The organism is Mesorhizobium sp. B2-4-19 (assembly GCF_006441315.1).
Taxonomy (GTDB): domain Bacteria; phylum Pseudomonadota; class Alphaproteobacteria; order Rhizobiales; family Rhizobiaceae; genus Mesorhizobium.
In genome coordinates, this window is record NZ_VFUV01000021.1 from 43,330 (window position 1) to 68,432 (window position 25,103).

General features: G+C 62.4%; 28 protein-coding genes. 13 read left to right on the forward strand and 15 right to left on the reverse strand.

The window, feature by feature from the left end; translation table 11 throughout:
- The first annotated feature begins 59 nt into the window (after window positions 1-59).
- On the forward strand, window positions 60-263 hold the full coding sequence (locus FJ546_RS27045; protein ID WP_019857879.1) for a DUF3126 family protein: 204 nt from the start codon (window positions 60-62) through the stop codon (window positions 261-263).
- A gap of 42 nt (window positions 264-305) precedes the next feature.
- Here the strand turns inward: FJ546_RS27045 and FJ546_RS27050 are convergent, their stop codons facing one another.
- On the reverse strand, window positions 306-1,037 hold the full coding sequence (locus tag FJ546_RS27050; RefSeq protein ID WP_140892170.1) for a hypothetical protein: 732 nt from the start codon (window positions 1,035-1,037) through the stop codon (window positions 306-308).
- Window positions 1,038-1,154: 117 nt separating this feature from the next.
- On the opposite strand from FJ546_RS27050, the gene FJ546_RS27055 reads away from it, so the two are divergent.
- A complete protein-coding gene (locus FJ546_RS27055) occupies window positions 1,155-1,490 on the forward strand; it encodes a hypothetical protein (protein ID WP_140892104.1) in 336 nt (111 codons plus the stop codon).
- Window positions 1,491-1,509: 19 nt separating this feature from the next.
- Window positions 1,510-2,037, forward strand: a complete 528-nt coding sequence (locus FJ546_RS27060; RefSeq protein ID WP_140892105.1) for a gamma carbonic anhydrase family protein — start codon at window positions 1,510-1,512, stop codon at window positions 2,035-2,037.
- A 47-nt stretch (window positions 2,038-2,084) separates the two neighbouring features.
- Here the strand turns inward: FJ546_RS27060 and FJ546_RS27065 are convergent, their stop codons facing one another.
- From FJ546_RS27065 to FJ546_RS27080, 4 genes are all read right to left on the reverse strand, one after another.
- The gene (locus FJ546_RS27065) at window positions 2,085-2,837 is read right to left on the reverse strand and encodes an NYN domain-containing protein (RefSeq protein ID WP_140892106.1); all 753 of its coding nucleotides are present in this window, start codon (window positions 2,835-2,837) and stop codon (window positions 2,085-2,087) included.
- A 268-nt stretch (window positions 2,838-3,105) separates the two neighbouring features.
- Window positions 3,106-3,714 (reverse strand): transglutaminase-like cysteine peptidase, encoded by a 609-nt coding sequence (locus FJ546_RS27070; RefSeq protein WP_140892107.1) that lies wholly within the window; start codon window positions 3,712-3,714, stop codon window positions 3,106-3,108.
- Window positions 3,715-4,001: 287 nt separating this feature from the next.
- Window positions 4,002-4,619 carry a PilZ domain-containing protein gene (locus FJ546_RS27075; protein ID WP_010909193.1) on the reverse strand — a complete coding sequence of 206 codons (618 nt, stop codon included), beginning with the start codon at window positions 4,617-4,619 and terminating at the stop codon, window positions 4,002-4,004.
- Between the two features lie 119 nt (window positions 4,620-4,738).
- Window positions 4,739-5,371, reverse strand: a complete 633-nt coding sequence (locus FJ546_RS27080) for a PAS domain-containing protein (protein WP_095791827.1) — start codon at window positions 5,369-5,371, stop codon at window positions 4,739-4,741.
- Between the two features lie 388 nt (window positions 5,372-5,759).
- On the opposite strand from FJ546_RS27080, the gene FJ546_RS27085 reads away from it, so the two are divergent.
- Together FJ546_RS27085 and FJ546_RS27090 are read left to right on the forward strand one after the other, a co-directional pair.
- Window positions 5,760-6,515, forward strand: a complete 756-nt coding sequence (locus FJ546_RS27085) for a rhomboid family intramembrane serine protease (RefSeq protein ID WP_140892108.1) — start codon at window positions 5,760-5,762, stop codon at window positions 6,513-6,515.
- 88 nt (window positions 6,516-6,603) lie between these two features.
- Entirely contained in the window at window positions 6,604-7,035 is a 432-nt protein-coding gene (locus FJ546_RS27090; RefSeq protein ID WP_140892109.1) for a CBS domain-containing protein, read from the forward strand.
- A 49-nt stretch (window positions 7,036-7,084) separates the two neighbouring features.
- On the opposite strand, the gene FJ546_RS27095 is transcribed toward FJ546_RS27090, so the two are convergent.
- Entirely contained in the window at window positions 7,085-7,342 is a 258-nt protein-coding gene (locus tag FJ546_RS27095; protein ID WP_013895772.1) for a YjhX family toxin, read from the reverse strand.
- A 291-nt stretch (window positions 7,343-7,633) separates the two neighbouring features.
- Between FJ546_RS27095 and gatB the strand changes: the two genes are divergently transcribed.
- The 3 genes from gatB to FJ546_RS27115 all read left to right on the forward strand — a co-directional run bounded on the left by gatB (window position 7,634) and on the right by FJ546_RS27115 (window position 10,485).
- Window positions 7,634-9,133: an Asp-tRNA(Asn)/Glu-tRNA(Gln) amidotransferase subunit GatB gene (gene gatB / locus FJ546_RS27105; protein ID WP_140892110.1), complete on the forward strand. Its 1,500-nt coding sequence runs from the start codon at window positions 7,634-7,636 to the stop codon at window positions 9,131-9,133.
- A gap of 4 nt (window positions 9,134-9,137) precedes the next feature.
- Window positions 9,138-9,629, forward strand: a complete 492-nt coding sequence (locus FJ546_RS27110) for a GNAT family N-acetyltransferase (protein WP_140892111.1) — start codon at window positions 9,138-9,140, stop codon at window positions 9,627-9,629.
- A gap of 157 nt (window positions 9,630-9,786) precedes the next feature.
- Window positions 9,787-10,485 (forward strand): AIM24 family protein, encoded by a 699-nt coding sequence (locus FJ546_RS27115; protein WP_140892112.1) that lies wholly within the window; start codon window positions 9,787-9,789, stop codon window positions 10,483-10,485.
- A gap of 65 nt (window positions 10,486-10,550) precedes the next feature.
- Here FJ546_RS27115 and panC read toward each other — a convergent pair whose 3' ends face one another.
- Window positions 10,551-11,402: a pantoate--beta-alanine ligase gene (gene panC, locus FJ546_RS27120; protein ID WP_140892113.1), complete on the reverse strand. Its 852-nt coding sequence runs from the start codon at window positions 11,400-11,402 to the stop codon at window positions 10,551-10,553.
- Window positions 11,399-12,259 carry a 3-methyl-2-oxobutanoate hydroxymethyltransferase gene (panB, locus tag FJ546_RS27125; protein ID WP_140892114.1) on the reverse strand — a complete coding sequence of 287 codons (861 nt, stop codon included), beginning with the start codon at window positions 12,257-12,259 and terminating at the stop codon, window positions 11,399-11,401. The genes panC and panB overlap by 4 nt, the downstream gene beginning before the upstream one ends.
- A 231-nt stretch (window positions 12,260-12,490) precedes the next feature.
- On the opposite strand from panB, the gene FJ546_RS27130 reads away from it, so the two are divergent.
- The 3 genes from FJ546_RS27130 to FJ546_RS27140 all read left to right on the forward strand — a co-directional run bounded on the left by FJ546_RS27130 (window position 12,491) and on the right by FJ546_RS27140 (window position 14,080).
- Window positions 12,491-12,889 (forward strand): NADH:ubiquinone oxidoreductase subunit NDUFA12, encoded by a 399-nt coding sequence (locus FJ546_RS27130; RefSeq protein ID WP_095770282.1) that lies wholly within the window; start codon window positions 12,491-12,493, stop codon window positions 12,887-12,889.
- Window positions 12,890-13,030: 141 nt separating this feature from the next.
- Window positions 13,031-13,618 carry a DUF2155 domain-containing protein gene (locus FJ546_RS27135; protein ID WP_181168104.1) on the forward strand — a complete coding sequence of 196 codons (588 nt, stop codon included), beginning with the start codon at window positions 13,031-13,033 and terminating at the stop codon, window positions 13,616-13,618.
- Window positions 13,619-13,693: 75 nt separating this feature from the next.
- A complete protein-coding gene (locus FJ546_RS27140) occupies window positions 13,694-14,080 on the forward strand; it encodes a hypothetical protein (RefSeq protein ID WP_140892116.1) in 387 nt (128 codons plus the stop codon).
- Window positions 14,081-14,090: 10 nt separating this feature from the next.
- Here the strand turns inward: FJ546_RS27140 and aat are convergent, their stop codons facing one another.
- The 6 genes from aat to FJ546_RS27170 all read right to left on the reverse strand — a co-directional run bounded on the left by aat (window position 14,091) and on the right by FJ546_RS27170 (window position 19,396).
- Window positions 14,091-14,708, reverse strand: coding sequence for a leucyl/phenylalanyl-tRNA--protein transferase (gene aat, locus FJ546_RS27145; RefSeq protein WP_140892117.1), 618 nt, complete (start codon window positions 14,706-14,708; stop codon window positions 14,091-14,093).
- Window positions 14,709-14,720: 12 nt separating this feature from the next.
- Complete coding sequence (gene accC / locus FJ546_RS27150; RefSeq protein ID WP_069092041.1) at window positions 14,721-16,064, reverse strand: acetyl-CoA carboxylase biotin carboxylase subunit; 1,344 nt, start codon at window positions 16,062-16,064, stop codon at window positions 14,721-14,723.
- Window positions 16,065-16,074: 10 nt separating this feature from the next.
- On the reverse strand, window positions 16,075-16,533 hold the full coding sequence (accB, locus tag FJ546_RS27155) for an acetyl-CoA carboxylase biotin carboxyl carrier protein (protein WP_095770859.1): 459 nt from the start codon (window positions 16,531-16,533) through the stop codon (window positions 16,075-16,077).
- A 26-nt stretch (window positions 16,534-16,559) separates the two neighbouring features.
- Entirely contained in the window at window positions 16,560-16,994 is a 435-nt protein-coding gene (gene aroQ / locus FJ546_RS27160) for a type II 3-dehydroquinate dehydratase (RefSeq protein WP_140892118.1), read from the reverse strand.
- A gap of 145 nt (window positions 16,995-17,139) precedes the next feature.
- Window positions 17,140-17,940, reverse strand: a complete 801-nt coding sequence (locus FJ546_RS27165) for a DsbA family protein (protein ID WP_140892119.1) — start codon at window positions 17,938-17,940, stop codon at window positions 17,140-17,142.
- 64 nt (window positions 17,941-18,004) lie between these two features.
- Window positions 18,005-19,396 carry a M48 family metallopeptidase gene (locus tag FJ546_RS27170; protein WP_140892120.1) on the reverse strand — a complete coding sequence of 464 codons (1,392 nt, stop codon included), beginning with the start codon at window positions 19,394-19,396 and terminating at the stop codon, window positions 18,005-18,007.
- 146 nt (window positions 19,397-19,542) lie between these two features.
- Between FJ546_RS27170 and FJ546_RS27175 the strand changes: the two genes are divergently transcribed.
- Both FJ546_RS27175 and FJ546_RS27180 read left to right on the forward strand, forming a co-directional pair.
- The gene (locus FJ546_RS27175) at window positions 19,543-20,691 is read left to right on the forward strand and encodes an aminotransferase class I/II-fold pyridoxal phosphate-dependent enzyme (RefSeq protein WP_140892121.1); all 1,149 of its coding nucleotides are present in this window, start codon (window positions 19,543-19,545) and stop codon (window positions 20,689-20,691) included.
- A 4-nt stretch (window positions 20,692-20,695) separates the two neighbouring features.
- Window positions 20,696-21,661, forward strand: a complete 966-nt coding sequence (locus FJ546_RS27180) for a glutaminase (RefSeq protein WP_140892122.1) — start codon at window positions 20,696-20,698, stop codon at window positions 21,659-21,661.
- A 107-nt stretch (window positions 21,662-21,768) separates the two neighbouring features.
- Here FJ546_RS27180 and FJ546_RS27185 read toward each other — a convergent pair whose 3' ends face one another.
- Window positions 21,769-24,711, reverse strand: a complete 2,943-nt coding sequence (locus tag FJ546_RS27185; protein ID WP_140892123.1) for a ribonuclease E/G — start codon at window positions 24,709-24,711, stop codon at window positions 21,769-21,771.
- Between the last annotated feature and the right edge of the window lie 392 nt (window positions 24,712-25,103).

Here is a 25,103-nt window from a genome sequence, read left to right on the forward strand (position 1 = left end):
ATTGTCGACGTGCCAGAAGCGCCCTTCAAACCAGCAAGCCCGATGATCGGAGAAGACTGTTGAAGCCGGACGAAATCAGAAAGCTGGACGCCTATTTCAAGCGCGTCTTCCAGAACCCCAAGCTTGAGGTCAAGGCACGGCCGCGCAAGGAAGATTCCGCCGAAGTCTATGTCGGTGACGAGTTCCTCGGCATCGTCTTCAAGGATGAGGACGACGGCGACTATAATTTCTCGATGGCGATCCTCGACATCGATCTGGGCTGAGCCCGTATCAAGTCGCAGGCCGCGCCAGGCGCGGCCTGTCTCTCAATGTCCGCTCTTCAGCATTCGCCCGGCCTCAGCGGTCATTGCCGCGTCGAGTGCCTGCCAGTCGCCAAGGAATTCCTTGGGAAAACGGTAGGTGAGGCTGAGATCGTCGCCGACATGGATGTCCCGCTCGCACGGCGCCAGAGATTGACCGGCACTCGGCCCGCTCAGGCAGCGGGCGACGAAAGGGTCCTTTCCCCCGCGCTTGCCGACCACCAGGACCTCGTTCAGATAGCCTGATTCCTCATTGAAATCGTAGACTGTCGTGCCGCCTGGTCCCGGAATGCCGGGCTGGACGACCAGCGCGCTGTAGATCGGCATGAATCGGCCGCTCATGTCGCGCGACATCATCTGCTGTTCGAAGGACAGGAAGATGATCTTCCTGTTGGCTTCCGAGTGATTGAAATCGTCGCGGGCCGCCGCGCTATACCCGTCCATCTGGGGATAGCGCAGATAAAGGTCGAGACGCGAAGCGATGCCGTCGCGTCGAGCCTGGTCGAAACGGATGAAATTGGCCGGCACGGAAATCACATTGTTGCCGATCACCACCCGGCGCACCGTCGTGTCGTCGGTATATCCGGCCATGGCGATGCTATGGCCGAACCATTTGCCGCCAAGGCTGATCGCGACCGACAGCAAGGCAAGTGCGGCGAAGGCATAGAACACCCGCTTCATCAGCGTGGAATCGACCACAGTGAGTTCAGGGCCGTCGGCGATCGCTGCCTGCTTCATCTCGATCCTCATCCCAACCGCCATTCCCGGTGTCCCCCGGCGGCACACATCGCGCGGCACGGCTCTTGCAGCCTTTCCGAAATGACTGTGCGATTTCATGGTAAATGGAGGGTTAAGATGGCTCAGATGGAACTCTTCCTGTTTGCTTTTGTCGTCGGGCTGACCGTGTGCGGGCTGACGGGCTCGACGATGGAGTTGTTGTCGGGCCGCAAGGTCGCCTTCGCCGAGCCCTATGTATCCACCGCGCATGTGCTGAGCTCGCTGGCGGCCACCGCTGGCGCCGGGCCGTTCATGCTGGTCAACGATGCCCTCGATGCCCGTCGCGAGAGGCGCATTTCGACGATGGCGCTCTTGTCATGCGGTTGCACGGCGATTGCCTGGTCGCTGGCGCTGGGCATCGTCGTGCTTGCCATTGCCTCATGGACGATCCGTCTCTTAGGGTCCGGCATCTGAGACGATTCGGAGGCCGACAATGCCGCTTTATGCGATCGACGGAACGCAGCCCAGCTTCGCCGACGCGGGTTCAAACTGGATCGCGCCCGATGCGACGCTGATCGGCGACGTGCGCGTCGGCCGCAATGCCGGTTTCTGGTTCGGCGTCGTCATTCGCGGAGACAATGAGCCGATCATTATCGGCGCCGACACCAATGTGCAGGAACACACGGTCATGCACACCGATCCCGGCTTTCCGCTGACCATCGGCGAGGGCTGCACGATTGGGCACCGGGCCACGCTGCATGGCTGCACGATCGGCGACAACAGCCTGATCGGCATGGGCGCCATCGTGCTGAACGGCGCCAGGATCGGCAAGAATTCGCTGGTCGGCGCCGGCGCGCTGGTCACCGAAGGCAAGGAATTTCCGGACAATTCGCTGATTGTCGGCTCACCGGCCAAGGCGATCAGGGTGCTGGACGACGCGGCCGTCGACAGGCTGCGCGGCTCGGCCGCGCACTACGTCGCCAATGGCAAGCGCTTCAAGGCAGGGTTGAAGAAGGTCTGAGGCCGCGATTCACCCGGCAATTTATGGGAACGGCAATCCCGCCTGGATCAGGCGGACTTGTTTTTTCCCTTTTTGCCGGCCGCAGGCTTGATTCGAATGCGCATGGCTCCCCCTTTAGGCGCTTCGATTTCGAATTCGGCCGTACTCCTCACCAGGTCACTCAGTTTGCCGAAACCATAGGTGCGGGGGTCAAAATCGGAGAAGAGGTTCGAGAGCTGCTTTCCGAACGTGCCGAGCAGCACCCAGCCATCTTCGCTGTCCATCTGGCCAATGACTTTCTTGAGTATGGGCAGCGCTGCACCGGCTGATTGAAGTGGCTTCGATGCGGGCGCGGTGTCCGGGATGTTTGCCGGGCCACGCAGAAGGTTTTCGGTGTAAATGAACCGGCGGCAAGCCTGCCGAAAGCTCTCCGGGGTCTTCTGCTCTCCAAAGCCGAACACATCGACACCCTGTTCGCGTATGCGGGCGGCAAGCCTGGTGAAGTCGCTGTCCGAGGAAACCAGGCAGAAACCGTCGAAACGGCCGCTATGGAGCAGGTCCATCGCATCGATCACCAGTGTAATATCGGAAGCATTCTTGCCAGTGGTGTAAGCGAACTGCTGCTGCGGAATGATTGCGTGTTTCGCCAGGATGTCTGCCCAGCCCTTGGATCGGGTGCTGGCGAAGTCGCCATATATGCGGCGCACGCTGGCCTCGCCAATCTTCGCGATCTCCTCGAACAGGCCGTCGGCAATCTTGGCGGAGGTGTTATCGGCGTCGATAAGAACCGCAAGACGTGGTGATCGAGCTTCGGTCGGCATGAGACCTCCTGCGGCTGATTTCTCTGGAGATACGGCGGTGCGATTACACCATGCCATCGAAATTGGAAGAATTTTAGCAGCTGCCGCCAGAAATGGCGGAGCCGGCCCGGGGACAGGGCCGGCTCCTTAGACCCGGTCGTTGGGGACGGGGAGGGTGGGGACTCGACCGGGTTTCTCCTCAAGCGAGTCGCGTCGATGCGACGTGCTTAACCTCTGTTCCATGCGTGCCGCACAACCACTGCTCCTGCGGGCGACATGCATTGGCGTCCTAGCGGACGCTGGCGACCGCGTCGGAGCGGCCGTCATTGATCGTCACCCAAACGCCGGAATTCTCCGTCGATTGACGCTTGAGATAGGTGTAGTCGGTGTCCGTCCAGGACAGCACCTTGGTTTCCAGATTGTCGAGGATGAACTCGCCGAGGCTGGTGCGGACGGTCAGCACGGCGTGGCCGTCGCCATTCGGCTGGCGCGCGACCGTCATCAGGAGATCGCCTGCCGGCACGCCCGCGTCCATCAGTTCGCGGCGCTTCTCCAGCGCATAGTCCTCGCAATCGCCATAGCCATTGTCGGGATAGGCCCAGTACTCCTCGACACCGTAGTTTTCCATGTCGGTGCGCGGCTTGATGCGGGTGTTGACCGAATTGTTGATGCTGACGATCGTCGCCCAGAGCTTGCGGCTCAGGTCGACCGGCGCGCCCTTGGGCGTCTTCTCGTCGCATTCGCCAGGGATGCGCTGGCAGAATTCATAGTGGCCAACAGGCTGTGTGGTACGGCCGCCAGTGTGCATATAGGCCGGTCCCGCGGCATATGCTGATCCCCAAGCGGAAAGCTGCATCGCCATTGCCATAAGCAACAGCTTGCCCCTCGTTTTTTTCATTTTCTAGTCTCCCCGTTCGAAGGAGACATTGCCACGGCTGGATTTATTTGACGCAAAAGCGCGAAGCAGACTTTAAGTAAAACGCCAATAGAATAAACATAAAATTTGAATCATTTGAGTATTGAATTGTTCGGATTGCCCGAGCTGGCATCGGAGCGCATGCCCCGAAAGGCAGCCTGCCTGCTGGAAGCCAACCCGGCCACTTGCGAAGGGACAAATCGCCGCCGGCCGGAAACAAAAAACCGGCCACCCAGGGCCGGTTTGCTTGCAGCGTCCGTTGGATGCGGTCAGGCGCGTGGCGTGTTGAATTCGGAATCGAGCGTCTCAGGGCGCTGGATGACGGCGAATTCGATGGCGACGCCATCCTCGAAATGACGAACGATCTGGCCGCGCATGGTGCCGAGCATGACCTGGACGCCAATCGCCGGCTTGACGTCGATCTCGATCGCGGCGCCCGACAGCGACAGGTCGATGATCCGGCACTGGTATTGGCGGCCATCGGTGAGCTGCAGCACGCTGGTCGGGTTGCGCGGCGCGACGCGCTCGTGGCGGCGGTCTTCCGGCAGGTCGAGTTCGTGCTTGTTGGCAAGCCAGGTCAGTTGCGCCGCCAGCTTGTCCTTCTTGCGGTCGGACGCAATCACCGTCATGGCGAAGCCGTCCTGCAGCGTGCGCGTGACGACGCCTTCGATGCGGCCGATATGGTCGATATAGGCGATCACCTTTTCGCCGGGCATGCCGATGCGATCGGTGCGGAACGCGACATTGCCGGGTGACATGTCGACAACCTGGCAAGGGTGCTCGGTGCGGTCTTCCAGCATGAATCGCCCGTATATCTTGACCCGGACGCGCTGAAAGTTACGCCTTTCAGCTTGGGACGGCGCGTAGTCGACCGCCGCTGACCTCATGACTGCCTACACCCCGTTTGGCATTCCCGCGCGTCAATGCGAGGAACTTCATCACAGAAGTACAACAAGGCGGGTTAACAAAGGGGAAAAACGAGCCTGCGAGACCGTGCGATCGTCAACTATTCGTCGCGCCCGCCGTCGAAAACGACGAGATGGCGGATGCGGCGCGCCCGGCCAAGCGCCGAGATCGTATCGGGCGCCTCGAGTTCGGCTGGAACAAGCGAGGGAACGTCGATCGCCGGACGGTTGTTGAGCATCTCTTTCTCCGGATCGATGACGCGGATCGAATCGATCATTGCGTCCGTGATCGGGTCGGCGCCCAGCCAGAACGGCTTCTCCGCGGCACTGATCACGCCTAGGCAGCGCGGGTTCTCGATGCCGCCGTCGAGCGGCAAGGCAAGCAATTCGAACTTGTTGGAGCGGCCATTGCGGCTGAAGCCCTCGAAATTGATCAGCACCACGGATTTCTGGTCGAAAACCCCGTGAATCAGCCGTGAGACCAGACGCTGATCCTTCTCGCGCCACAGCGACGGGAAGGAGAACCCCTTGAGTTCGCGGCCATAACAGGCGCAGAGCCTGGTGCCGGCCAGGCGGAAGACCGGTTGGCCGCGCGTGTCTCTTTCCAGGATGAACGTGTCGGCCAAAAGCGACTTGATATCGGCCGGCTCGACTTCCGATCGCTTCGGAGCAGGGCGTCCGTCACGCAGGCGGTTCCAATAATGGAACAGCGTGATCGATCCGTTTTGGTTCATGGTATGCTGCTCCGCGCATTCTGTCGTCTGATGTCCCATCGGTGAACAGAAGGGCGCCCTCCGATGACCTACATGCGTTGCGGAGCAGGAAGCGTGCCAGCGTCGTTAACACTTGTTCACGGGTCGGGGGCGTTAAGGTTAACAACTGGTTTACGTTGCCCCCGAGCAGGCCCTGTGGCACACCAAAACCACTCCAGAAGCGGTCGTTTCGCGACGATCGGCAGCACTTCAGTCAAGAGTTTTAGGGGAGCAGGGGGCTCGACCGGCCGTTCAAGGGAAACCTTGGACGGCTTCTTTTTTGATTCGCACCGGGCGATTCGCCGTTTGCGGTTCCAATGGCCGTGATCTAGATGCTCGCCAGATTGAACAGCATCGAGTGCGATTGCAGATGAGCGAACAGCAAAATCCAACCGAGGCCGAACCGCCCGGAAGCCTGCCGCCTGCGCGCGAACCGGTGTTCAACCTGCCGCCGATCGTGCTGGCGGTGATCGGCATTTGCGCGGCCGTCTTCCTGCTGCAGCAATATGTGCTGAACGACGCGCAGCAGATGACGCTGCTCTACGATGGAGCCTTCATTCCCGTCCTCTATACCGGGCAATACGGCTTCGACTGGTTCCTGTTCACGCGCCCATTCACCTATGCCTTCATGCACGGCGGTTTTGCCCATATCGCCATCAATATGGTCTGGCTCGCCGCGTTTGGTTCGCCGCTGGCCAATCGCTTCGGCGGGCTCTGGTTTGCTTTGTTCTTCGCCGTTACCGGACTGGCTGCCGTGGCGCTTTTCTGGGCCATGCACCCCTATGGTGAAGCACCGCTGGTCGGCGCCTCCGGCGCCATATCGGGCATGATGGGTGCGGCGGCGCGTTTCGGTTTCCGCACCGACCGCTCGGCCGGCAAGGCGGCCTTCGCCGGCCCCGTGCTGCCGGTCGCGCTTGTCTTGCGTTCGCGCGGTGTCGTGGTCTTCCTTGCCGTGTGGATGATCATCAACCTCGCCACCGGCCTGCTCGGATTTGCGCCTGGAGTAGATGGGCAGATCGCCTGGGAGGCTCATATTGGCGGCTTCGTCGCCGGTTTTTTCGGCCTGCGCTGGTTCGATCGGCGATGGCAGCCGCCGGAATGGGAGACCACCGATCCCCGCACTTGAAATGCAGCCGATCACGGCGCACGATGTTCACTCTTATGTGAAAGCCGGTCTGGGCAGGGAACCGGCAGGCGAAGCAGAGGAGGACGCCATGACGGTTAAGGCAATTCTGGAAAAAAAGGGCCACGACGTGTTGACGCTCGGGCCGAACGAAAAGCTCAGCGAAGCCATCCGCATCCTGGCCGAACACAAGATCGGCGCGCTGGTCATCACCAATGGCGATCACAAGATTGTCGGCATCCTGTCGGAGCGCGACATCGTGCGGGTTGTCGCCAAGGAAGGTGCCGCCGCGCTCGATATCGCCGTGCGTTCGGCAATGACGCCGAAGGTTAAGATCTGCAACGAGAACCACACCGTCAACGAGGTGATGGAGATCATGACCAAGGGCCGTTTCCGCCATCTGCCGGTGGAAAAGGACGGCCTGCTCGATGGCATCGTCTCCATCGGCGACGTGGTCAAGCGCCGCATCGAGGATGTCGAGCGCGAGGCGGATGAGATCAGGGCCTACATCGCCACCGCCTGAGCGGTGAAAGGAACCGCCCGGCCGGAAACCCGGCCGGCGGAATAGTAGTCTATCGGTTGTCGAGTTCGGAGCGGACGAGTTCGAGCCCGCGCCTGGTGATGCGGTAGGGACCGCCGCCCGACGACGAAACCGCCTTTTTGCGTTTCAGCTTTCGAAACAGGTCGAGATCGACGCCCGGATAGTGCCAGCCATCGCGGGTCAGGCATTTGACGGAGGCGATCCGTTTCTTCTGGTTCTTTTCGATTTCAATGCGTCCGCCCTGCGCAAGCAGATGCAGGATGCGCTGTTCAGTGCGCGAAATATCCATGTGGAGCGTTTCCGGGAAAACGAAAAATGCCGCAGCCGCGAAGCTTCGCGGCACGGGGTTTCAGGTTTTCTGCCCTGCCTCGCTACGAGGTCAGGGCCTTACCGGGACTGAGCGTAAGTGGACATCCACTCTCCATGGGAATGGGAGTCCTATAGGCGAAAGCGGCTGAAAAGGCCAGCCGGCGGCTTTGCGCTTGTCTCTTCTGGCGGTTTGCACTAGCGAATGACTTTCACTTCAGACGTGAAAGTCACGTTCAAACGTGAGTTCACTCATCGTAATTTGCAGGCCGCCATGTCCCTCATCGATACCCGCACGCCCGACGCGAAACGCTTGATCCCCGGCGCCACCGGCGACTGGGAAATCATCATCGGTCTCGAGGTGCACGCGCAGGTCATCTCGGAAGCAAAACTGTTTTCCGGCGCCTCGACCGCTTTCGGTGCGGCCCCCAACGCCAATGTCAGCCTGGTCGATGCGGCAATGCCGGGCATGCTGCCTGTCATCAACGAGGAGTGCGTCAAACAGGCGATCCGCACCGGTCTCGGGCTGAAGGCGCAGATCAACCACAAGTCGGTTTTCGACCGGAAGAACTACTTTTATCCCGACCTGCCGCAGGGCTACCAGATTTCGCAGTTCAAGCAGCCGATCGTCGGCGAGGGCACGGTAATCGTTTCGGTCGGACCGGACCGGCAGGGCGAGTTCGAGGACATCGAGGTCGGCATCGAGCGGCTGCATCTGGAGCAGGATGCCGGCAAGTCGATGCACGACCAGCATCCGACCATGTCCTATGTCGACCTCAACCGCTCCGGCGTGGCGCTGATGGAAATCGTCTCCAAGCCTGACCTGCGTTCCGGCGATGAGGCCAAGGCCTATGTCACCAAGCTGCGCACCATCATGCGCTATCTCGGCACCTGCGACGGCAACATGGATGAAGGCTCGCTGCGCGCTGACGTCAACGTCTCGGTACGCCGGCCTGGTGGCGAGTTCGGCACCCGCTGCGAGATCAAGAACATGAACTCGATCCGCTTCATCGGCCAGGCCATCGACTTCGAGGCACGCCGCCAGATCGCCATTATCGAGGACGGCGGCAAGATCGATCAGGAAACGCGGCTGTATGATGCGGTCAAGGGCGAGACGCGCTCGATGCGCTCTAAGGAAGAAGCGCACGATTACCGCTATTTCCCCGATCCCGACCTGCTGCCGCTGGAATTCGATCAGGCCTATGTCGATGCTTTGGCCAAGGAACTGCCGGAACTGCCCGACGACAAGAAGGTGCGGCTCATCTCCTCGCTGGGTCTCTCGACCTACGACGCTTCGATCCTGGTGTCGGAAAAGTCGGTCGCCGATTATTTCGAGAAGGTGGCCGCCGGCCGCGACGGCAAGCTCGCCGCCAACTGGGTCATCAACGATCTGCTCGGCCAGTTGAACAAGGTGGGCAAGGACATTGAAAATGCGCCGGTTTCGCCCGATCAGCTCGGCGCGATCATCGACCTGATCAAGGACGGCACCATCTCAGGCAAGATCGCCAAGGACCTGTTCGAGATCGTCTGGAACGAAGGCGGCGATCCGCGTGCGCTGGTCGAAAGCCGTGGCATGAAACAGGTCACGGATACCGGCGCCATCGAGAAGGCGGTCGACGAGGTGATCGCGGCCAATCCCGACAAGGTCGAACAGGCGCGCGCCAAGCCGACCATGGCCGGCTGGTTCGTCGGCCAGGTGATGAAGGCGACGGGCGGCAAGGCCAATCCGCAGGCGGTCAACGACCTCGTCAAGGCCAAGCTCGGCATCGAGTAAGGCCATGTTCGTCCGCACCGCCGGCGAACGCGATCTCGCTGCCATCCGCGCGCTGCTGGTTGAAACCTGGCACGCCACCTACGACGCGATCTATGGCGCCGCGCGGGTTACCGAAATCACCGACGAATGGCACTCGATTGCGTCTCTGAAAACGAGACTGACCAAGCCGAACAGCGAGTTCCTCGTCGCCGATGACGGCAAGCGCATTGGCGGCGTGGCTTTTGCCGAGGGCATTGGTGGCGGAGAAGAGGTTGTCCTGAAACAGCTCTACGTGCTTCCGGGCCTGCAAGGTAGGGGCATCGGCGGCATGTTGCTCGACGAGATCATCGAGAGTTTTCCGGAAGCCCGCGCCATCCGTCTGGAAGTGGAGGCGCGGAACACCCGCGCCGTCGCCTTCTATGAGGCGAACGGCTTCGTGCGATCCGGCGATGCCGGCGAGCACGCGGGTGCCCCGGGCGAGCCGACACTGGTCTACCGCCGGTCTCTTGCCGGCTGATTCCTTCGAAGCGAACCTCGCTTGATCACCTTCGCGCGAGCGGCCCTGCGTGCGCCCGTTTTCGTTTGACGGCCTGAGGGCTCCGCACCAAAGCTGCCGGCGCTGACCGCGCGGAAGCCGGAATGGACCGGCACGCTGGTAGCGCTGGGGGGAAACCATGCCAAGCTTGCCGGAACTGATGCCGACACAGGTGTCTGACGAGACCTTTGGTGGCGTCACCTATCACATAGCGGGCGAACTGGTGCCCGTGCTTTCGGTCGATGTGACGCGGATGCCTGTCTATTTCGAGCACCACATCCTGTTGTGGAAGAACTCGACCATCACCATCGGCCTGAAATCGCTGAAAGGCGCGCTGAAGCGCATGATGGCCGGCATGCAGATCTTCGTCACCGAGGCGTCGGGAGCGGGCATCATAGCTTTCAGCCGTGATGGACCCGGCCACATCGTGCCGATCCATCTCAGGCGTGGCGAGGAGATCCATGTGCGCGAACACCAGTTTCTCGCCGCCACCGGCAATGTCGACTACACATTCGAGCGTGTGCGCGGCCTGGCGACGATGCTGTTCGGCCAGAGCGGCTTCTTCATCGACCGTTTTCGCGGCGATAGCGGCGACGGCATCGTCTGGCTGCACGGCTACGGCAATGTCTTCGAAAAGACGCTTGCCGCCGGCGAGACCATCGACATCGAGCCGGGCGGCTGGCTGTTCAAGGATGCCTCCGTCAGGATGGAAACCAAGATCGATCGCCTGTCGAGCGGCTTCTTCGGCGCCAATATGAATTTCATCGTCAACCGCTTCACCGGTCCGGGCCGCGTCGGCATCCAGTCGATGTATCTGCATATGCCGACGGAAGAGTAAGCGCGTGTCGGAAATTTCGGATGGGTGACGCGCCAGGGCACAAAGCGTGGTGTAGCCCGATCCGATCAGGCAACGGGAACTTCCACATTGTCGATCAGCCGCGTCTTGCCAAGCCAGGCCGCGGCGAGAACGCGCCCCGCTCGGTCGCGTCGCCAGGGCGCAAGCGTCAGGCTTTCGCGAGCCTCGACATAGTCGACCTTCTGGAAGCCGGCGGCAATCAGCGCGCGGCTGGCTTCCCCGGTTGCGTCATCTTGACGTGTGCCTGCCGCCAGTGCCGCTACCGTCTTGTGCAGGATGATGTTGAGCTGGCGAGCGACAGCGAGTTCGGTCTCGTCGAGATAGGCGTTGCGTGACGACATGGCCAGGCCATGCGCGTCGCGTATGGTCGGGGCGCCGATGACCTCGACAGGCAGGTCGAGGTCGCGGCAGAGCTGCCTGACGACGCAAAGCTGCTGGTAATCCTTCTCGCCAAAGACCGCATAGTCAGGCGTCGCCTGCAGAAAAAGCTTGGCGACAACGGTGGCGACGCCCTCGAAAAAAGTGGGGCGAAAGTCCGATTCGAGCCCGGCGGACGGGCCGCCGACCGAGATCCTGGTGGCAAAGCCGGCGGGATACATCGCGCCGACCGTCGGCGTGAAGGCGAGATCGGCCTTGACCGTCGCCAACAGGTCGAGGTCGCGGGCCAGCTGGCGCGGGTACTTGTCGAGATCCTCGCTCGGCGCGAACTGCGTCGGATTGACGAAGATCGACACCACGCAACGCTCGGCTTTTTCCCTGGCGATCCTGATCAGGGAGAGATGCCCTTCATGCAACGCGCCCATGGTCGGCACCATGGCGACGCGCATGCCATCGCGCCGCCAGTCACCGACCTGCGCGCGAAGTGCGGCGACGCTGTCGACGACCTCGGGACGACTCATGATTCTTCCCCGCCGCCTTTGCCCGAAAACGCTTTTGAACTTGAAAAGACATGGGCAGCACCGGGGAAAGTCCGGTCTCGCACCTCCGCTGCGTAGCGCTCGGCGGCGTGCGCGATCACGCGGCGCAGATCGGCATATTCCTTGACGAATTTCGGCACACGGTCGACGGTCAGCCCGACCATGTCGTCGATGACCAGGATCTGGCCATCGCAGTCGCCGCTGGCGCCGATGCCGATGGTTGGAATCGCGATGCGGCGTGTGATGTCGGCGGCGACCGCCTCGATGGTGCCTTCGATGACCACGGAGAACGCGCCGGCCTTTTCAACGGCGAAGGCGTCGGCTAACAGCGCCGCGACAGTCTCGTCCGTGCGGCCCTTGATCTTGTAGCCGCCGTCCTTCTCCACCGATTGCGGCAGCAGGCCGATATGACCCATGACCGGAATGCCGGCAGCGACGATTGCCGCGATCTGCCCGGCCATGTCGACGCCGCCTTCAAGCTTCACCGCCTGGCAGCCTGTCTCGTCGACGATGCGCCGCGCCGAGGCCACGGCCTGCTCGGTCGAATCCTCGTAGCTGCCGCCCGGCATGTCGACGACCACGCAGGCCCTGGCCGAGCCGCGCATCACGGCTTGCCCATGCGCGATCATCATCTCCAGCGAGGCGCCGAGCGTCGTCTCGTGGCCATGCAGGACCATGGCGACGCTGTCGCCGACCAGAAGCAGGTCGACATGCGGGTCGAGCAGGCGGGCGACAGGATAGGTGTAGGCGGTCAGGCAGACCAGCGGGATGCCGCCCTTGCGGCGACGAATCAGCTCTGCGCCGATGCGAATGTCGGTGGTCGGCAGTTTCGTGGCCAATCGTCACCTCCTTCGGCCCATGGCCGGATTGGATATCCGCAGGGGCGCGCTGAGCTTTAGAAAGAGCGGAAAGGCTTGGCAAGCGTGCATCCTGCCGCCTCTTGGGGGCACAGGCATGTGTCGGCACCCCGGGCGCGCCATTTGCGCGCTCCCCATGGCAAAACCCTTGCCTTCCCGAAGGCCTGACGCCATAAGCAGGAAACAGGCGCCGCCAGCGCAAAGGGCTCTGAGATGAAGACTTTCCTGACGCAGTTTTTCACTTGGTGGAACAGCCAGACGCTGGGAACACGCCTGCACACCTGGCGGTACGGCAAGAGGGTCGGCCAGGACGAGGTCGGCAATGTCTACTACGAAGGCGGCATCGATTCGGAAGGCCGTACGCGCCGCTGGGTCATCTACCGCAACTATTCGGAAGCTTCGGCCATTCCGCCCGGCTGGCATGGCTGGATCCACCACCGCGTCGATCTCGCTCCGGCCAGCGAGGACTACAAGCCGCGCGATTGGCAGAAGCCGCACAAGCCCAATCTGACCGGCACGCCAGCGGCCTACCGCCCGAAGGGCTCGGTGCTGACCAATCAGCATCGCCCGCAGGTTACGGGTGACTACGACGCCTGGACGCCCGGGTCGTAACGGCCCCGGCTTGTACGGCACAAAGTGCGGGGCCGGTCCTTTATCGCCACAATTGGTGTTTAGCTGCTTGCTGATCAGAAAACGGCGACTAGCCTTGGCGATCGACGGAATCACCCGGGCGCGAACCACCGGTACCCCTATATGAGCTTTTTCAATCGGATATCGATGGGCGGTTTAACGCTAGCCGCCGGCCTCGCCGTCAGCACCGCGGCTTTCGCAGCGTCGCCCGCACCGGCGGCCCCCGCGCCGGCGCCGCAAGCGGGATCGGATCGCATCGCCAACCCGGTTGCCGAGTTCGCCGGCATCGACAAGATCACCGGCCGCATCATCACCTTCGATGTCTATATCGACGAGACGGTGCAGTTCGGCGCTTTGCAGGTGACGCCGCGCGTCTGCTATTCCCGGCCGCAGAACGAGGAGCCGAAGACCGATTCCTTCGTCGAGGTCGACGAGATCACGCTCGACCGCAAGATCCGCCGCATCTTCACCGGCTGGATGTTCGCCGAAAGCCCAGGCCTCAACGCTGTCGAGCATGCCGTCTATGACGTCTGGCTGAAGGAATGCAAACAGAAGTCCGATGTGCCGGCGCCAGATGCCACCAAGGCCGGCGCCACCAAGGCTGACGCTTCGAAGCCGGCCGCCACCAAATCAGCCGCCGCCAAGCCTGCGGCCAGCCCGGACGCGGAACAGTCCGATCCCACGCAACCGGACACATCAGACGCCAACTGATCCCTGGGAACCGTCGTGGCCACCATGCGTTGGATCACGGATGACCGCGCATCGACGCGCCGGGAGGATATTTCGATGTCCGACACCAAGCGAATCATGGCCAGCAAGAAAGAACTGCTGGAGCTCGAAAAAGGCTTCTGGACGGGCGATGCGGCCTATTACGCGGCCAATGCCGACACGGAATGCCTTGTGGCCTTTCCGCAAATGGCAAAGGCTATGGACAATGCCGATCTTGCCAAGACCGCGACCAAGCCCAACCGCTGGCGCGATCTCGATATCGAGCTCAAGGGAATAATCGAGCCGGGCAGCGACATCGTCATGTTGACCTACGAGGCGCATGCGACGCGCGAGAACGGCGAACCCTACGCCGCGCTGGTCAGCACCGGCTATGTCCATCGCGTCAACGGCTGGAAGATGATGTTCCACTCGCAGACGCCGATCGAGGTAGCGGCCGCGAAGTAGGGCCCAATCGCTACGGAGAAAAGATCGCCTCGCCCTTCAGCGCGTCAGCCAGCATCTTCTCATACTTGCCGCGTGGCACGTCGACCGCGCCGAAGCGCTTGAGATGCTCGGTGGTGAATTGCGTATCGAGCAGCGCGAAGCCGCGTGCCTTCAAGCGCTCGACGAGATGCACGAGGCAGATTTTCGATGCATCCGTCTCCTTGGAAAACATGCTTTCGCCGAAGAACACCCGTCCAAGCGACACGCCATAGAGGCCGCCGACCAACTTGTCCTCATGCCAGGCCTCGACCGAATGGCAGTGGCCCATGCGATGCAACTGCACATAGGCCTCCCGGATCGGCGCGTTGATCCAGGTCGAGCGCCTTTCCTCCCGCTTTTCCGCGCAGCCGTCGATCGTCGCCTCGAAATCGAAATCGAAACGGATGTCGAACGGATTTTTGCGGATCGTCTTCCTCAGGCTTTTGGGCGTGTGGAACCCTTCGAGCGGGATGATGCCGCGTGTCTCCGGCCGCACCCAGAACACCTCTGGGTCGCTGGCGCTTTCGGCCATCGGGAAGACGCCCGAAGCGTAGGCCTTGAGAAGAAGGTCGGTGGGGATGCGATAGCCGGGCGCGTAAGGACGGGTCATCGCGTCCCCGGACTACTCTTCCTTGGCCAGGTATTTTTCCAGCCAGTGGATGTCATAGTCGCCATTGGCGATGTCGGCATTGCCGACCAGATCGCGAAACAGCGGCAACGTCGTCTTGATACCGTCGACGACGAATTCATCCAGTGCCCGGCGCAGCCGCATCATGCATTCGACGCGGTTGCGCCCATGAACGATCAGCTTGCCGATCAGGCTGTCGTAATAGGGCGGGATCTTGTAGCCGGAATAGACGCCGGAATCGACGCGGATGCCGAGACCGCCTGGCGTGTGGAAATGCGTGATGGTACCGGGCGAGGGGGTGAAGGTGCGCGGATCCTCGGCATTGATGCGGCATTCGATGGCGTGGCCATTGAACTTGATGTCTTCCTGCCTGACGGAAAGCCCGCCGCCGGAAGCGACGCGGATCTGCTCGTGCACGAGATCGATGCCGGTGATTGCTTCCGTCACCGGATGCTCGACCTGCAGGCGTGTGTTCATCTCGATGAAATAGAACTCGCCATTCTCGTAGAGGAACTCGATCGTGCCGGCGCCGGAATAGCCAAGGTCGGCAATGGCCTTGGCGCAGATGCCGCCGATGCGGGACCGTTCCTCGGCGTTGAGCGCCGGCGAATTGGCCTCTTCCCAGACTTTCTGGTGGCGCCGTTGCAGCGAACAGTCGCGCTCGCCGAAATGCACGCCGCGGCCAAAGCCGTCGCCGAACACCTGCACTTCGATATGGCGCGGCTTCTGCAGATACTTCTCGATATAGACAGCGTCGTCGCCGAAAGCGGCGCCTGCTTCCGAGCGCGCCGTCTGCAGAGCGACCTCGAGGTCGGCCTCGGTGTGCGCGACCTTCATGCCGCGTCCGCCGCCGCCGGCGGAGGCCTTGATGATCACGGGATAGCCGATTTCGGCGGCAATGCGCTTGGCTTCCTTCTCCTCGGTCACCGCGCCGTCGGAACCTGGCACCACCGGGATGCCGAGGCGCTTGGCGGTGCGCTTGGCCTCGATCTTGTCACCCATGACGCGGATATGGTCGCCGGTCGGGCCGATAAAGGTGATGTTGTGCGCGGCCAGTATGTCGGCGAACTTGGCGTTCTCGGACAGGAAGCCATAACCCGGATGTACCGCGTCGGCGCCGGTGATCTCGCAGGCCGCGACGATCTGATGGATGTTGAGATAGCTGTCGCGCGATGGCGGCGGGCCAATGCAGACGCTCTCGTCGGCAAGCCGCACATGCATGGCGTCGGCGTCGGCAGTCGAATGCACCACCACCGTCTGGATTCCGAGTTCCTTGCAGGCGCGCAGCACCCGAAGCGCGATTTCGCCGCGATTGGCGATGAGGATCTTCTGGAACATCCGGCCCGCTCTACTCGATCACGACGAGCGGCATGCCGTATTCGACCGGCGTCGCATCCTCGAACAGGATCGCCGTTACGGTGCCGGCGCGCGGCGAGGGGATCTGGTTCATCGTCTTCATCGCCTCGATGATCAGCAGCGTCTGGCCTTCCTTGACCGTCTGGCCGACCTCGATGAACGGCTTGGCGTCGGGCGACGGCGCCAGATAAGCGGTGCCGACCATTGGCGAGGCCACCGCGTTCTTCGACACGTCGACCGTGGCCGGGGCGGCAGCGACCGCGGGCTGGGCTGCTGCCGGCGCATAGTTGGGCTGGGGTGCCGCGATCGCGTGGACGGCAGGGGCCTGCCGCGACACGCGCACCTTTAGGTCGCCCAGTTCAACCTCGATCTCGGTCAGGTTGGTGTCGTTCAGTATGCCCGCCAGATCGCGGATCAGTTGCTGGTCAACACCGGTCTTCTTTATCGACATTTTCGAGCCTTCTGTTTGTTGGCCGGTCATAGGCGTGCGGCCAGCGCCTGTAGCGCCAGCGTATAGCCGAGCGGCCCAAAGCCACAGATCATGCCGACGGCGACAGGCGCGACCATGGAAACGTGGCGGAATGATTCCCGCGCATGGATGTTGGAGAGGTGAACTTCGGCGACCGGCAGCGGTGCGACCGAACGGATGGCGTCATGAATGGCGATCGAGGTGTGGCTGTAGGCGCCTGGATTGATGACGATGCCGGCAGCCTTGTCGCCGGCTTCCTGGATCCAGTCGACAAGGTCGCCTTCGTGGTTCGACTGGCGGAAATCGATCTCGAGCCCGAGCGCCGTGCCCACCTGCTTGCAGTCGTCGGCGATCGCGGCAAGCGTCTTGCCGCCATAGATGCCCGGCTCGCGCTTGCCGAGCGCGTTGAGATTGGGACCGTTCAGGACGAAAACCGTTTTCAAAAAAACCGACCTTTTCCGGCGCCGGTATCAAACCGGCGCGCTGGGCCTCTATACCGGGCATAGTCGTCCGCGAAAAGAGCGCAAGTGCGTTCTTTCACTGTCCACAACAGGCCGAAATGCGCCCGTGAAGAAAACTCCGGGCTGATCAAAGCGCGGCTTTCACCGCCTTGATCTTTTCCGCCAACACGTCCTGCCCGAGAGCCCCGAACACGACCTCGTTGCCGACGACGTAGGACGGCGTTCCGGTGATCGCCAGCTTGTTGGCAAGATCGTAGGTCTTGGAGAAGGCCTCGGGGATCGAAGCATCCTTCATCTTCTGGCGCAGCGTCGCCTCGTCGGCGCCGAGCGAAAGCGCGATCTTGATCGCGGCCGCCTCGGTGGCGCGCCCCTGGCCGCCGAGCAGCGCATTGTGAAACTCGCCGTACTTTTCCGGCATCATCAGGTGGAACGCCATCGAAACGACGCTGGCTTTCTGCGAATCCGGGCCGAGGATCGGGAATTCCTTGAGCACGAAGCGCAGATCCGGGTCGGATTTGGTCAGCGCCCGCATGTCCTCGATGGCGCGTTTGCAGAAGCCGCAATTGTAGTCGTAGAACTCGACGATCGTCACCTTGCCGTTCGGATTGCCGACGACGCCGTCGAAGGCGGAGTTGAAGATCTGGTCCTTGGCGTTCTTGATGACGCCGAGCGCGGCGATGCGCTGCTCTTCCTTCTGCTTGGCTTCGAGCGCGTCCTGCACTTCGAGCAGCACTTCCGGGTTCTTCAGGAGATAGTCGCGGATGATCCCTTCGACCTCGGTGCGGTCGATCTTGGTATCGGCCGCCGTCTGGACGGGCTGTGCCGTACCAGCCTTGGCAATCTGTGGGCTGCCGGCCACGAAACCGAAAGCCAGCATGGCAAGGACTACAGCGATCCCCGTGGTGCCCAGCAGCAGTGCCTTTTTCATCGTTCTCGTTCCTTTTGCCTGTTTCCCGGTCCGGCTGTGTCGCAGTGCGTGACCGGAAGGTTCACTAGATCTTGTTTGACGATTTGTAGTTTATGATGTCCTGGGCGCGTATCCAGCGCGGCTCGCCGCGCTTCATCTGCTGCTGCGCCCGCATGGCGAATATCTTCGCATCTTTGTAGTTACCGGAATAGAAATGACCTTCTGCCGTGGCAAGCTCGGCGCCCGGTATGTCGCCCAACTCGCCATAGGCCTGCGCCAGGTAGCGATAGCCTTTGGAATTTTCCTTGTCGCGACCCAGGCCATTGTTGATCTGCACGACGGCCTTCTTCAGCGAGTCAGGCGTGCCGACCGCCATCAGCGCCTGGCCGAGCGAGACAGGCAGCAAGCCCGATCGCGCCGGATCGAGGCTGACCGCCTTGGCGTAGGCTTCCGCCGCGTCCTTGGGCTTGTTGGCCTTCATCAGGATGTCGCCGCGCAACTCCTGGAAATAGGCGTTCTTCGGCTGCGCCTTGATCAGGGCATTGGTCTTGGCGAGTGCGCCGGCGATGTCGCCGTAAAGGTAGGTCGATTGGGCGTCGCCATACTGCCCGGCGAGGCTGCCTCTCATTTTTTGCATCAGCCGCGCGGCGGTGGCCTGGCCTTCCATGTAGACGGCGATCTTCACCCGCATCATGTCATGGCGCTGCCGCAGCGACGGCGGGTCGAGCTTGTCGACATTGGGGCTCTGCTTCACCAGCACTTCGAGATTGGCGATGCGCTCCTGCGGCATCGGGTGGCTGATCCGATAGGGGTCGACTTGCGCACCCGACAACGAAAGCGCGGTCTGGAAGCGCCGGAACGTCTTCAGCATGCCCATGCCGGACTGGCCGGTGGCGTTGAGATAGGTGATGGCGGAGCGGTCGGCCGTTATCTCCTCGGTGCGCCGGTAGGCGAGGATGCTGCGCTGTGCCATCTCGCCGCCGCCGGCGGCCACGCCCATGCCGGCGCCGGCAAGGCCGCGGCTGTTGGTGGTCGCACCGGCGACCATCGCGCCCGCGCCAAGCAAGGTCGCAATGATGGCCATCGTCTTGGCGCGCTCGAGCTGGTCACGCAGTTTCTGCTGATGGCCGCCGGCGATATGGCCGGCCTCGTGCGCGATGACGCCGATGATCTCGTTGGGCGTTTCAGCCGTCATCAGCGCGCCGGTGTTGATGAACAGCCGTCGCCCGGTGACGAAAGCGTTGAAGCTGGAATCATTGACCAGGACGATGTCGATGCCGTCATTCGCCAGCCCTGCCGCCTTGAAGATCGGCCGCGCATAGTCGCGCACCAAAGCCTCGATCTCGGCATCGCGGACCACCGGAACGCTCTGGGCAAAGGCGGTGACCGAACTGGCCACGCCAACGGCAAGGCCAAGCGAAAGCGTCGTGAAAACACGCGCAATCCTGGCAATCGTCGATCTGGGTCGGCTCAACATGACGTGTCCACTGGTAGACGAGCGGGCGAAAGATGAAAAGTCGGCACCGGAAAACTTCCTCAACTTGTGATCCTCACATCAATCGGGCATTTGTGCGGCGCATGTATTTGGGGCGTGGCGCGCCAAACCGTCGGGATAGGGATAAAATGGTCGTTTCGCTCTCACGTCGTGGCAATGTCGAGCCGTTCCACGCCATGGATGTGCTGGCCGAGGCGAACAGGCTCAAGGCGCAAGGCGTGCCGGTGATCTCCATGGCGGTCGGCCAGCCGTCCGACCCGGCGCCCGCGCGGGTTCGCGCCGCCGCTGCCGAGGCCTTGCAGGTCGGCCGCATCGGCTACACCGACACGCTGGGGCTGGCTGGCCTGCGCAAGGCGATCGCCGCGCATTACGCGGATCACTATCGGCTCGAAGTCGAGCCCGCCCGGATCGCGGTGACCACGGGTTCGTCGGCGGCCTTCAATCTCGCCTTCCTGGCGATGTTCGATCCGGGCGATCGCGTTGCCATCGCGGCACCCGGCTATCCCGCCTATCGCAACATCATGGCGGCACTCGGCATCGATGTGGTCGAGATCGAACTCGGCGACGCAGCCTATCTGCATGCCGGTCATCTGGAGGGCGCGCATCGCGAGAAGCCGCTGAAGGGAGTGCTTTTCGCAAGTCCCGCCAACCCGACCGGTGCCGTCATACCGGCCGACGAACTGTCGGCGCTGGTCGAGACGGCGGAGGCACTGGGCATCGCCGTCATTTCCGACGAGATCTACCACCGGTTGGCCTATGGCGCGCCCGACACCACCGCACTTGCCTTCGGCAACAGCATCACGGTGATCAATTCCTTCTCGAAATACTATTGTATGACCGGCTGGCGCATCGGCTGGATGGTGTTGCCGGAAGCGTTGGTGCGGCCGGTCGAACGCATCGCCCAGAGCCTTTACATTTCGCCACCGGAACTGTCGCAGATCGCCGCGATCGAAGCCTTTGCCGCGACCGAAGAGCTGGAAGCGGTCAAGGGCCGCTATGCCTGGAACCGTGAACTGCTGATGAAACGCCTGCCTGAACTCGGCTTCCCGCTGGCCGCGCCCATGGACGGCGCCTTCTATGCGTTCTGCGACGTCACCCGCCACACCAATGACAGCATGGCCTTCGCGCGCAAGATGCTGGCCGAGGCGCACGTGGCGGCGACGCCCGGCCGCGACTTCGACACCCAGGCCGGACATCGCACGATGCGGTTTTCCTATGCCGGCAGCCACAATGACATGGTCGAGGCGATGGCGCGCATCGAACGCTGGTTGAGGTAGCGCCATGCCGGAACTCGAACAGGCCCCCAAACTCGAACAGGCCCCCGAACTTGATCAGGCATTGGCCGAAGTCGCCGCCGAAATGGCCGAACGCACCGATCGCGGCGATGTCGCCACCTACATTCCGCAATTGGGCAAGGTCGATCCAAGGAAATTCGGCATTGCCGCCGTCACCAATGACGGCCGCGTGCTGGTGGCCGGCGATGCCGACCAGGCATTTTCGATCCAGAGCATTTCCAAGGTGTTCACCTTGACGCTGGCGCTCGGCAATGTCGGCGACGCGCTGTGGAAGCGGGTAGGGCGCGAGCCGTCGGGCAACCCGTTCAACTCGATCGTCCAGCTCGAGCACGAGAACGGCATTCCGCGCAATCCGTTCGTCAATGCCGGCGCCATCGTCGTTTCCGACATACTGCTTGCCGGCCACCAGCCGCGCGAAGCGATCGGCGAGATCCTGCGCTTCATCCAGTTTCTTGCCGACGACGAGAGCATCATCATCGACCGCGAGGTCGCGGCGTCCGAACGTGCCACCGGCTATCGCAACTTCGCGCTCGCCAACTACATGAAATCCTTCGGCAATCTTCATCATGCGCCGGAGCTGGCGCTCGGCGTCTACTTCCACCATTGCGCCATCGCCATGAGTTGCCGGCAACTGGCGATGGCCGGCCGCTTCCTCGCCAATGGCGGCAAGAACCCGGCGACCGGCCATTCCGTGGTGTCGGCGGAGCGGGCGCGGCGCATCGGCGCCATGATGCTGACCTGCGGCCATTATGACGGCTCCGGCGATTTCGCCTTCCGCGTCGGCATACCCGGCAAGAGTGGCGTCGGTGGCGGCATATTGGGCATTGTGCCGGGTGTGGCATCGCTTGCGGTGTGGTCGCCCGGCCTCAACGCCAACGGCAACTCCAAGCTGGGATCGATCGCGCTGGAAAAGCTGGCCAGGATGATGAACTGGTCGATCTTCGCGCCTTAGCCAGCGCTCCGCCATCTGCTGGAACGCCCGATGTGAAAAATCCCGCGCCGTCTTTCGATCGGCGCGGGATTTTCTTATTAAAAAGTCACTTCAACCAATTGAAAAGCCTAGAAAAAGCCCTTCCGTTGCCACCAGCCGGCGCGCTTCGGCTTTTCTTCGGTCTTGGCTTCCGGCTCATCGGCGACGGTCGAGGACACCACCGGCACCACCGGTGCATCGATGGCCGCGGGCTTGCGCCTGGACGGACGGGCCTTGGAAGGCTCTTCCGCAACGGGCGCAACCGCTGTCTCTTCAACAACCGCCACCGGAGTTTCGACCGGCGTTTCCGCGCCCGCTTCGACGACGGCCGTTTCGGCCACGGCTTCGGCGGCTGCCTTCTTCGGCTTGGCTGCGCGACGCGGCTTCTTGGGCTTCTCGGTGCTCGGCACCTCTTCGCTCACCGCAGCCACCGGCTCTTCTGTCACGGCAGCAACAGCCACCGGCTCGATCGAGGCAGGCTCGCTTTCGGAAGCATCGGCTTCGGAAGCCTCGGTCGTTTCGCCCGCACTTGCCTCGGTTTCGCCTTCACCGTCTTCGCGACGGTTGCGCTTGCCGCCGCGCTTGCCGCGCCGGCGTTTCTTGCCCTGGCTGTCATCCGCGGCCTGCACCGCCTCGTCGGACGCGCTGGCAACGATCGGGGCGTCGTCGTCCTGTTCGCCGTCGTCATCGCCTGCCACGTCTGCCGCGCCGGCAAAATCGCCGACCGGAGTGGAGGTGGATGCCCCGTCCGTCGGGGCGCCATGCTCGCGGTCGCGATCTCGCCCACCGCGCCGTCTGCGGCGCTTGCGACGCTTGCGGTCGCGGCCTTCGCCATCTTCGCTGCCGGCAGGCCGCGGCTGCTGCTGCTGGCGCGGCTGCTCGGCCTGGACCACGATCTCATCGTCTTCCTCGACGACGGCAATCTCGTCCTCGGGCTCTTCCGGCTCGACATAGGCCGGCAGGCTGCGCACCTCGACGAAGCCCTCGGGCTTCTCGGCCAGTGCGCCGCGGAAGATCGCGTAGTGCTGCGCGCCAACCGTATCGTCGGCCTCGATGGTGATGGTCAGGCCGAAACGGCTTTCGAGTTCCACCAGCGTGCCGCGCTTGTGGTTGAGCACGTAGAGCGCGGTCGCCGCCGGCGTGCGCACGGTGATGTGGCTGCGCGAATCCTTGAGCAGGAATTCCTCAATCGCCCGCACCACCATCAGCGCGACCGACGAATCGGACCTGACATGGCCGGTGCCGCCGCAATGCGGGCAGGGCTTCATGGTCGATTCCAGCACGCTGGCGCGGATGCGCTGGCGCGACATCTCCATCAGGCCGAAATGCGAGATTCGGCCGACCTGGATGCGGGCCCGGTCGTTCTTGAGGTGATCCTTCAGCCGCTTCTCGACGGAGCGGTTGTTGCGGTTCTCCTCCATATCGATGAAGTCGATGACGATCAGGCCGGCAAGATCGCGCAGCCTGAGCTGGCGGGCGACTTCCTCGGCTGCTTCCAGATTGGTGTGGAGCGCGGTGTCCTCGATCGAGTGCTCCTTGGTGGAACGACCCGAATTGACGTCGATGGCGACCAGCGCCTCGGTCTGGTTGATGATGATGTAGCCGCCGCTCTTCAGCGTCACCTGCGGCTGCAGCATGCGGTCGAGTTGCGCCTCGATGCCGTTGCGCACGAAGATCGGCGTCGTGTCGCGGAACGGCTGAACCACCTTGGCGTGGCTCGGCATCAGCATGCGCATGAAGTCCTTGGCTTCGCGGTAGCCTTCCTCGCCGGAGACAAGGATCTCGTCGATATCCTTGTTGTAGAGGTCGCGCACCGAGCGCTTGATCAGGCTGCCTTCCTCATAGACCAGGGCAGGGGCCGTCGATTGTAAGGTGAGGCTGCGGACATTTTCCCAAAGCCGCATCAGATATTCGTAGTCGCGCTTGATCTCGGCCTTGGTGCGGCTCTCGCCGGCGGTGCGCAGGATGACGCCCATGCCTTGCGGCACTTCGAGATCGGCAACGACCTCCTTCAGGCGCTTGCGGTCGACGGCGCTGGTGATCTTGCGCGAAATGCCGCCGCCGCGCGCCGTGTTCGGCATCAGCACCGAATAGCGGCCGGCAAGCGACAGATAGGTGGTGAGTGCGGCGCCCTTGTTGCCGCGCTCTTCCTTGACGACCTGAACCAGCAGGATCTGCCGGCGCTTGATCACTTCCTGGATCTTGTACTGGCGGCGCACCGGCTTGCGACGGTTGCGCACTTCTTCCAGCGCATCCTCGGCGCCGACCGATTCGACCTCGTGATCGTCGGCATGCGAGGACTGTACTTCCTCCAGCATGCCGCGATCATTGTCGCTGGATGCGGTTTCAGAGGCCTGTTCCGTCTGCGAGACAGGTTCGGAAATCACATCGCCTTCGACCGCGGCGGCGATCGATGTCGGACCACCCTCGCGGGTTTCGATTTCGTCATGATCGGCGGAACCTTCATCATTGCCTGATGCATCGGCATGCCCCGAGGGATCTGAATGTTCCGATGCATCGGCTGCGTGTTCGATAATCTCGGAGGTGTGTGAAATCTCCTCGACAACGATGTCGCCGCTGTCGTTGCCTTCGCTTGGCTCGCCGGAGCCTTCGCCTGCCTCGCCGGTATCGCGCTTGTGCTCACCGCGCTCGCGGCTCTTACCGCTGCGCCGGCGTCCGCGCCGTCCGCGATCGCGGCTCTGGCGGTCATCGCCGTCACCATCCTCGTCCTCTTCGTCTTCGGCTTCCTGCGCTTCGGCGCGCAGCAATGCCTGACGGTCGGCGACCGGGATCTGGTAGTAGTCGGGGTGTATTTCACTGAAGGCGAGAAAACCGTGACGGTTGCCGCCATATTCGACAAAGGCTGCCTGAAGGGAGGGTTCGACGCGCGTTACGCGGGCGAGGTAGATGTTTCCTTTGAGCTGCTTCTTGTCCTGGGATTCAAAGTCGAATTCTTCGATACGGTTACCGCGTACGACGACAACGCGTGTTTCCTCCGGGTGGGAGGCGTCTATCAGCATTTTGTTGGGCATTATTTCGTTTCCCCCCGGCAGCCGTCAGCCGCAGCTGGCGGGGCAAAGCCCGCTGCTGTGTGTCTGGAGAGTGGGTGCCGGATAATTGAATGTCCGCCGGACGGTGCCTGCGTGTCATGGCGGTGCCGCCCGCTGCCATACTGGCGCGGTTTGATGCGGACCTTTCCATGATTGCGCTTGAAGCCATCGTCACCAGCGGAACCTTTTGAACCAAAGCCCGGAAACCGGACCAGCTTGTTTGCTCATACAGAGCCGGCACGGGAACAAACCCGGCCGTTTTCCTCACGCAGGTGATTCCCCCGCCACGGGAGCACACCTGCGAAATTCGTCGCAATCACCTGAAGCCTTTTCGCGTGAAGCGAAAGGAGCCGCCTTTCATCTGACCCTTTAGC

What these genes read in the sequence shown, in the direction of transcription:
- FJ546_RS27060 (WP_140892105.1), top strand. Translation starts at nt 1,510, where the DNA reads ATGCCGCTTTATGCGATCGACGGAACGCAGCCCAGCTTCGCCGACGCG.
- FJ546_RS27065 (WP_140892106.1), bottom strand. Translation starts at nt 2,837, where the DNA reads ATGCCGACCGAAGCTCGATCACCACGTCTTGCGGTTCTTATCGACGCC.
- accB (WP_095770859.1), bottom strand. Translation starts at nt 16,533, where the DNA reads ATGTCGATAAAGAAGACCGGTGTTGACCAGCAACTGATCCGCGATCTG.
- aat (WP_140892117.1), bottom strand. Translation starts at nt 14,708, where the DNA reads ATGACCCGTCCTTACGCGCCCGGCTATCGCATCCCCACCGACCTTCTT.
- FJ546_RS27170 (WP_140892120.1), bottom strand. Translation starts at nt 19,396, where the DNA reads ATGTTGAGCCGACCCAGATCGACGATTGCCAGGATTGCGCGTGTTTTC.
- FJ546_RS27110 (WP_140892111.1), top strand. Translation starts at nt 9,138, where the DNA reads ATGTTCGTCCGCACCGCCGGCGAACGCGATCTCGCTGCCATCCGCGCG.
- FJ546_RS27080 (WP_095791827.1), bottom strand. Translation starts at nt 5,371, where the DNA reads ATGAACCAAAACGGATCGATCACGCTGTTCCATTATTGGAACCGCCTG.
- FJ546_RS27135 (WP_181168104.1), top strand. Translation starts at nt 13,031, where the DNA reads ATGAGCTTTTTCAATCGGATATCGATGGGCGGTTTAACGCTAGCCGCC.
- FJ546_RS27070 (WP_140892107.1), bottom strand. Translation starts at nt 3,714, where the DNA reads ATGAAAAAAACGAGGGGCAAGCTGTTGCTTATGGCAATGGCGATGCAG.
- FJ546_RS27175 (WP_140892121.1), top strand. Translation starts at nt 19,543, where the DNA reads ATGGTCGTTTCGCTCTCACGTCGTGGCAATGTCGAGCCGTTCCACGCC.
- panC (WP_140892113.1), bottom strand. Translation starts at nt 11,402, where the DNA reads ATGAGTCGTCCCGAGGTCGTCGACAGCGTCGCCGCACTTCGCGCGCAG.
- gatB (WP_140892110.1), top strand. Translation starts at nt 7,634, where the DNA reads ATGTCCCTCATCGATACCCGCACGCCCGACGCGAAACGCTTGATCCCC.
- accC (WP_069092041.1), bottom strand. Translation starts at nt 16,064, where the DNA reads ATGTTCCAGAAGATCCTCATCGCCAATCGCGGCGAAATCGCGCTTCGG.
- FJ546_RS27180 (WP_140892122.1), top strand. Translation starts at nt 20,696, where the DNA reads ATGCCGGAACTCGAACAGGCCCCCAAACTCGAACAGGCCCCCGAACTT.
- FJ546_RS27095 (WP_013895772.1), bottom strand. Translation starts at nt 7,342, where the DNA reads ATGGATATTTCGCGCACTGAACAGCGCATCCTGCATCTGCTTGCGCAG.
- FJ546_RS27085 (WP_140892108.1), top strand. Translation starts at nt 5,760, where the DNA reads ATGAGCGAACAGCAAAATCCAACCGAGGCCGAACCGCCCGGAAGCCTG.
- FJ546_RS27090 (WP_140892109.1), top strand. Translation starts at nt 6,604, where the DNA reads ATGACGGTTAAGGCAATTCTGGAAAAAAAGGGCCACGACGTGTTGACG.
- FJ546_RS27075 (WP_010909193.1), bottom strand. Translation starts at nt 4,619, where the DNA reads ATGAGGTCAGCGGCGGTCGACTACGCGCCGTCCCAAGCTGAAAGGCGT.
- FJ546_RS27140 (WP_140892116.1), top strand. Translation starts at nt 13,694, where the DNA reads ATGTCCGACACCAAGCGAATCATGGCCAGCAAGAAAGAACTGCTGGAG.
- FJ546_RS27055 (WP_140892104.1), top strand. Translation starts at nt 1,155, where the DNA reads ATGGCTCAGATGGAACTCTTCCTGTTTGCTTTTGTCGTCGGGCTGACC.
- FJ546_RS27050 (WP_140892170.1), bottom strand. Translation starts at nt 1,037, where the DNA reads ATGAAGCAGGCAGCGATCGCCGACGGCCCTGAACTCACTGTGGTCGAT.
- FJ546_RS27130 (WP_095770282.1), top strand. Translation starts at nt 12,491, where the DNA reads ATGAAGACTTTCCTGACGCAGTTTTTCACTTGGTGGAACAGCCAGACG.
- FJ546_RS27115 (WP_140892112.1), top strand. Translation starts at nt 9,787, where the DNA reads ATGCCAAGCTTGCCGGAACTGATGCCGACACAGGTGTCTGACGAGACC.
- FJ546_RS27185 (WP_140892123.1), bottom strand. Translation starts at nt 24,711, where the DNA reads ATGCCCAACAAAATGCTGATAGACGCCTCCCACCCGGAGGAAACACGC.
- FJ546_RS27165 (WP_140892119.1), bottom strand. Translation starts at nt 17,940, where the DNA reads ATGAAAAAGGCACTGCTGCTGGGCACCACGGGGATCGCTGTAGTCCTT.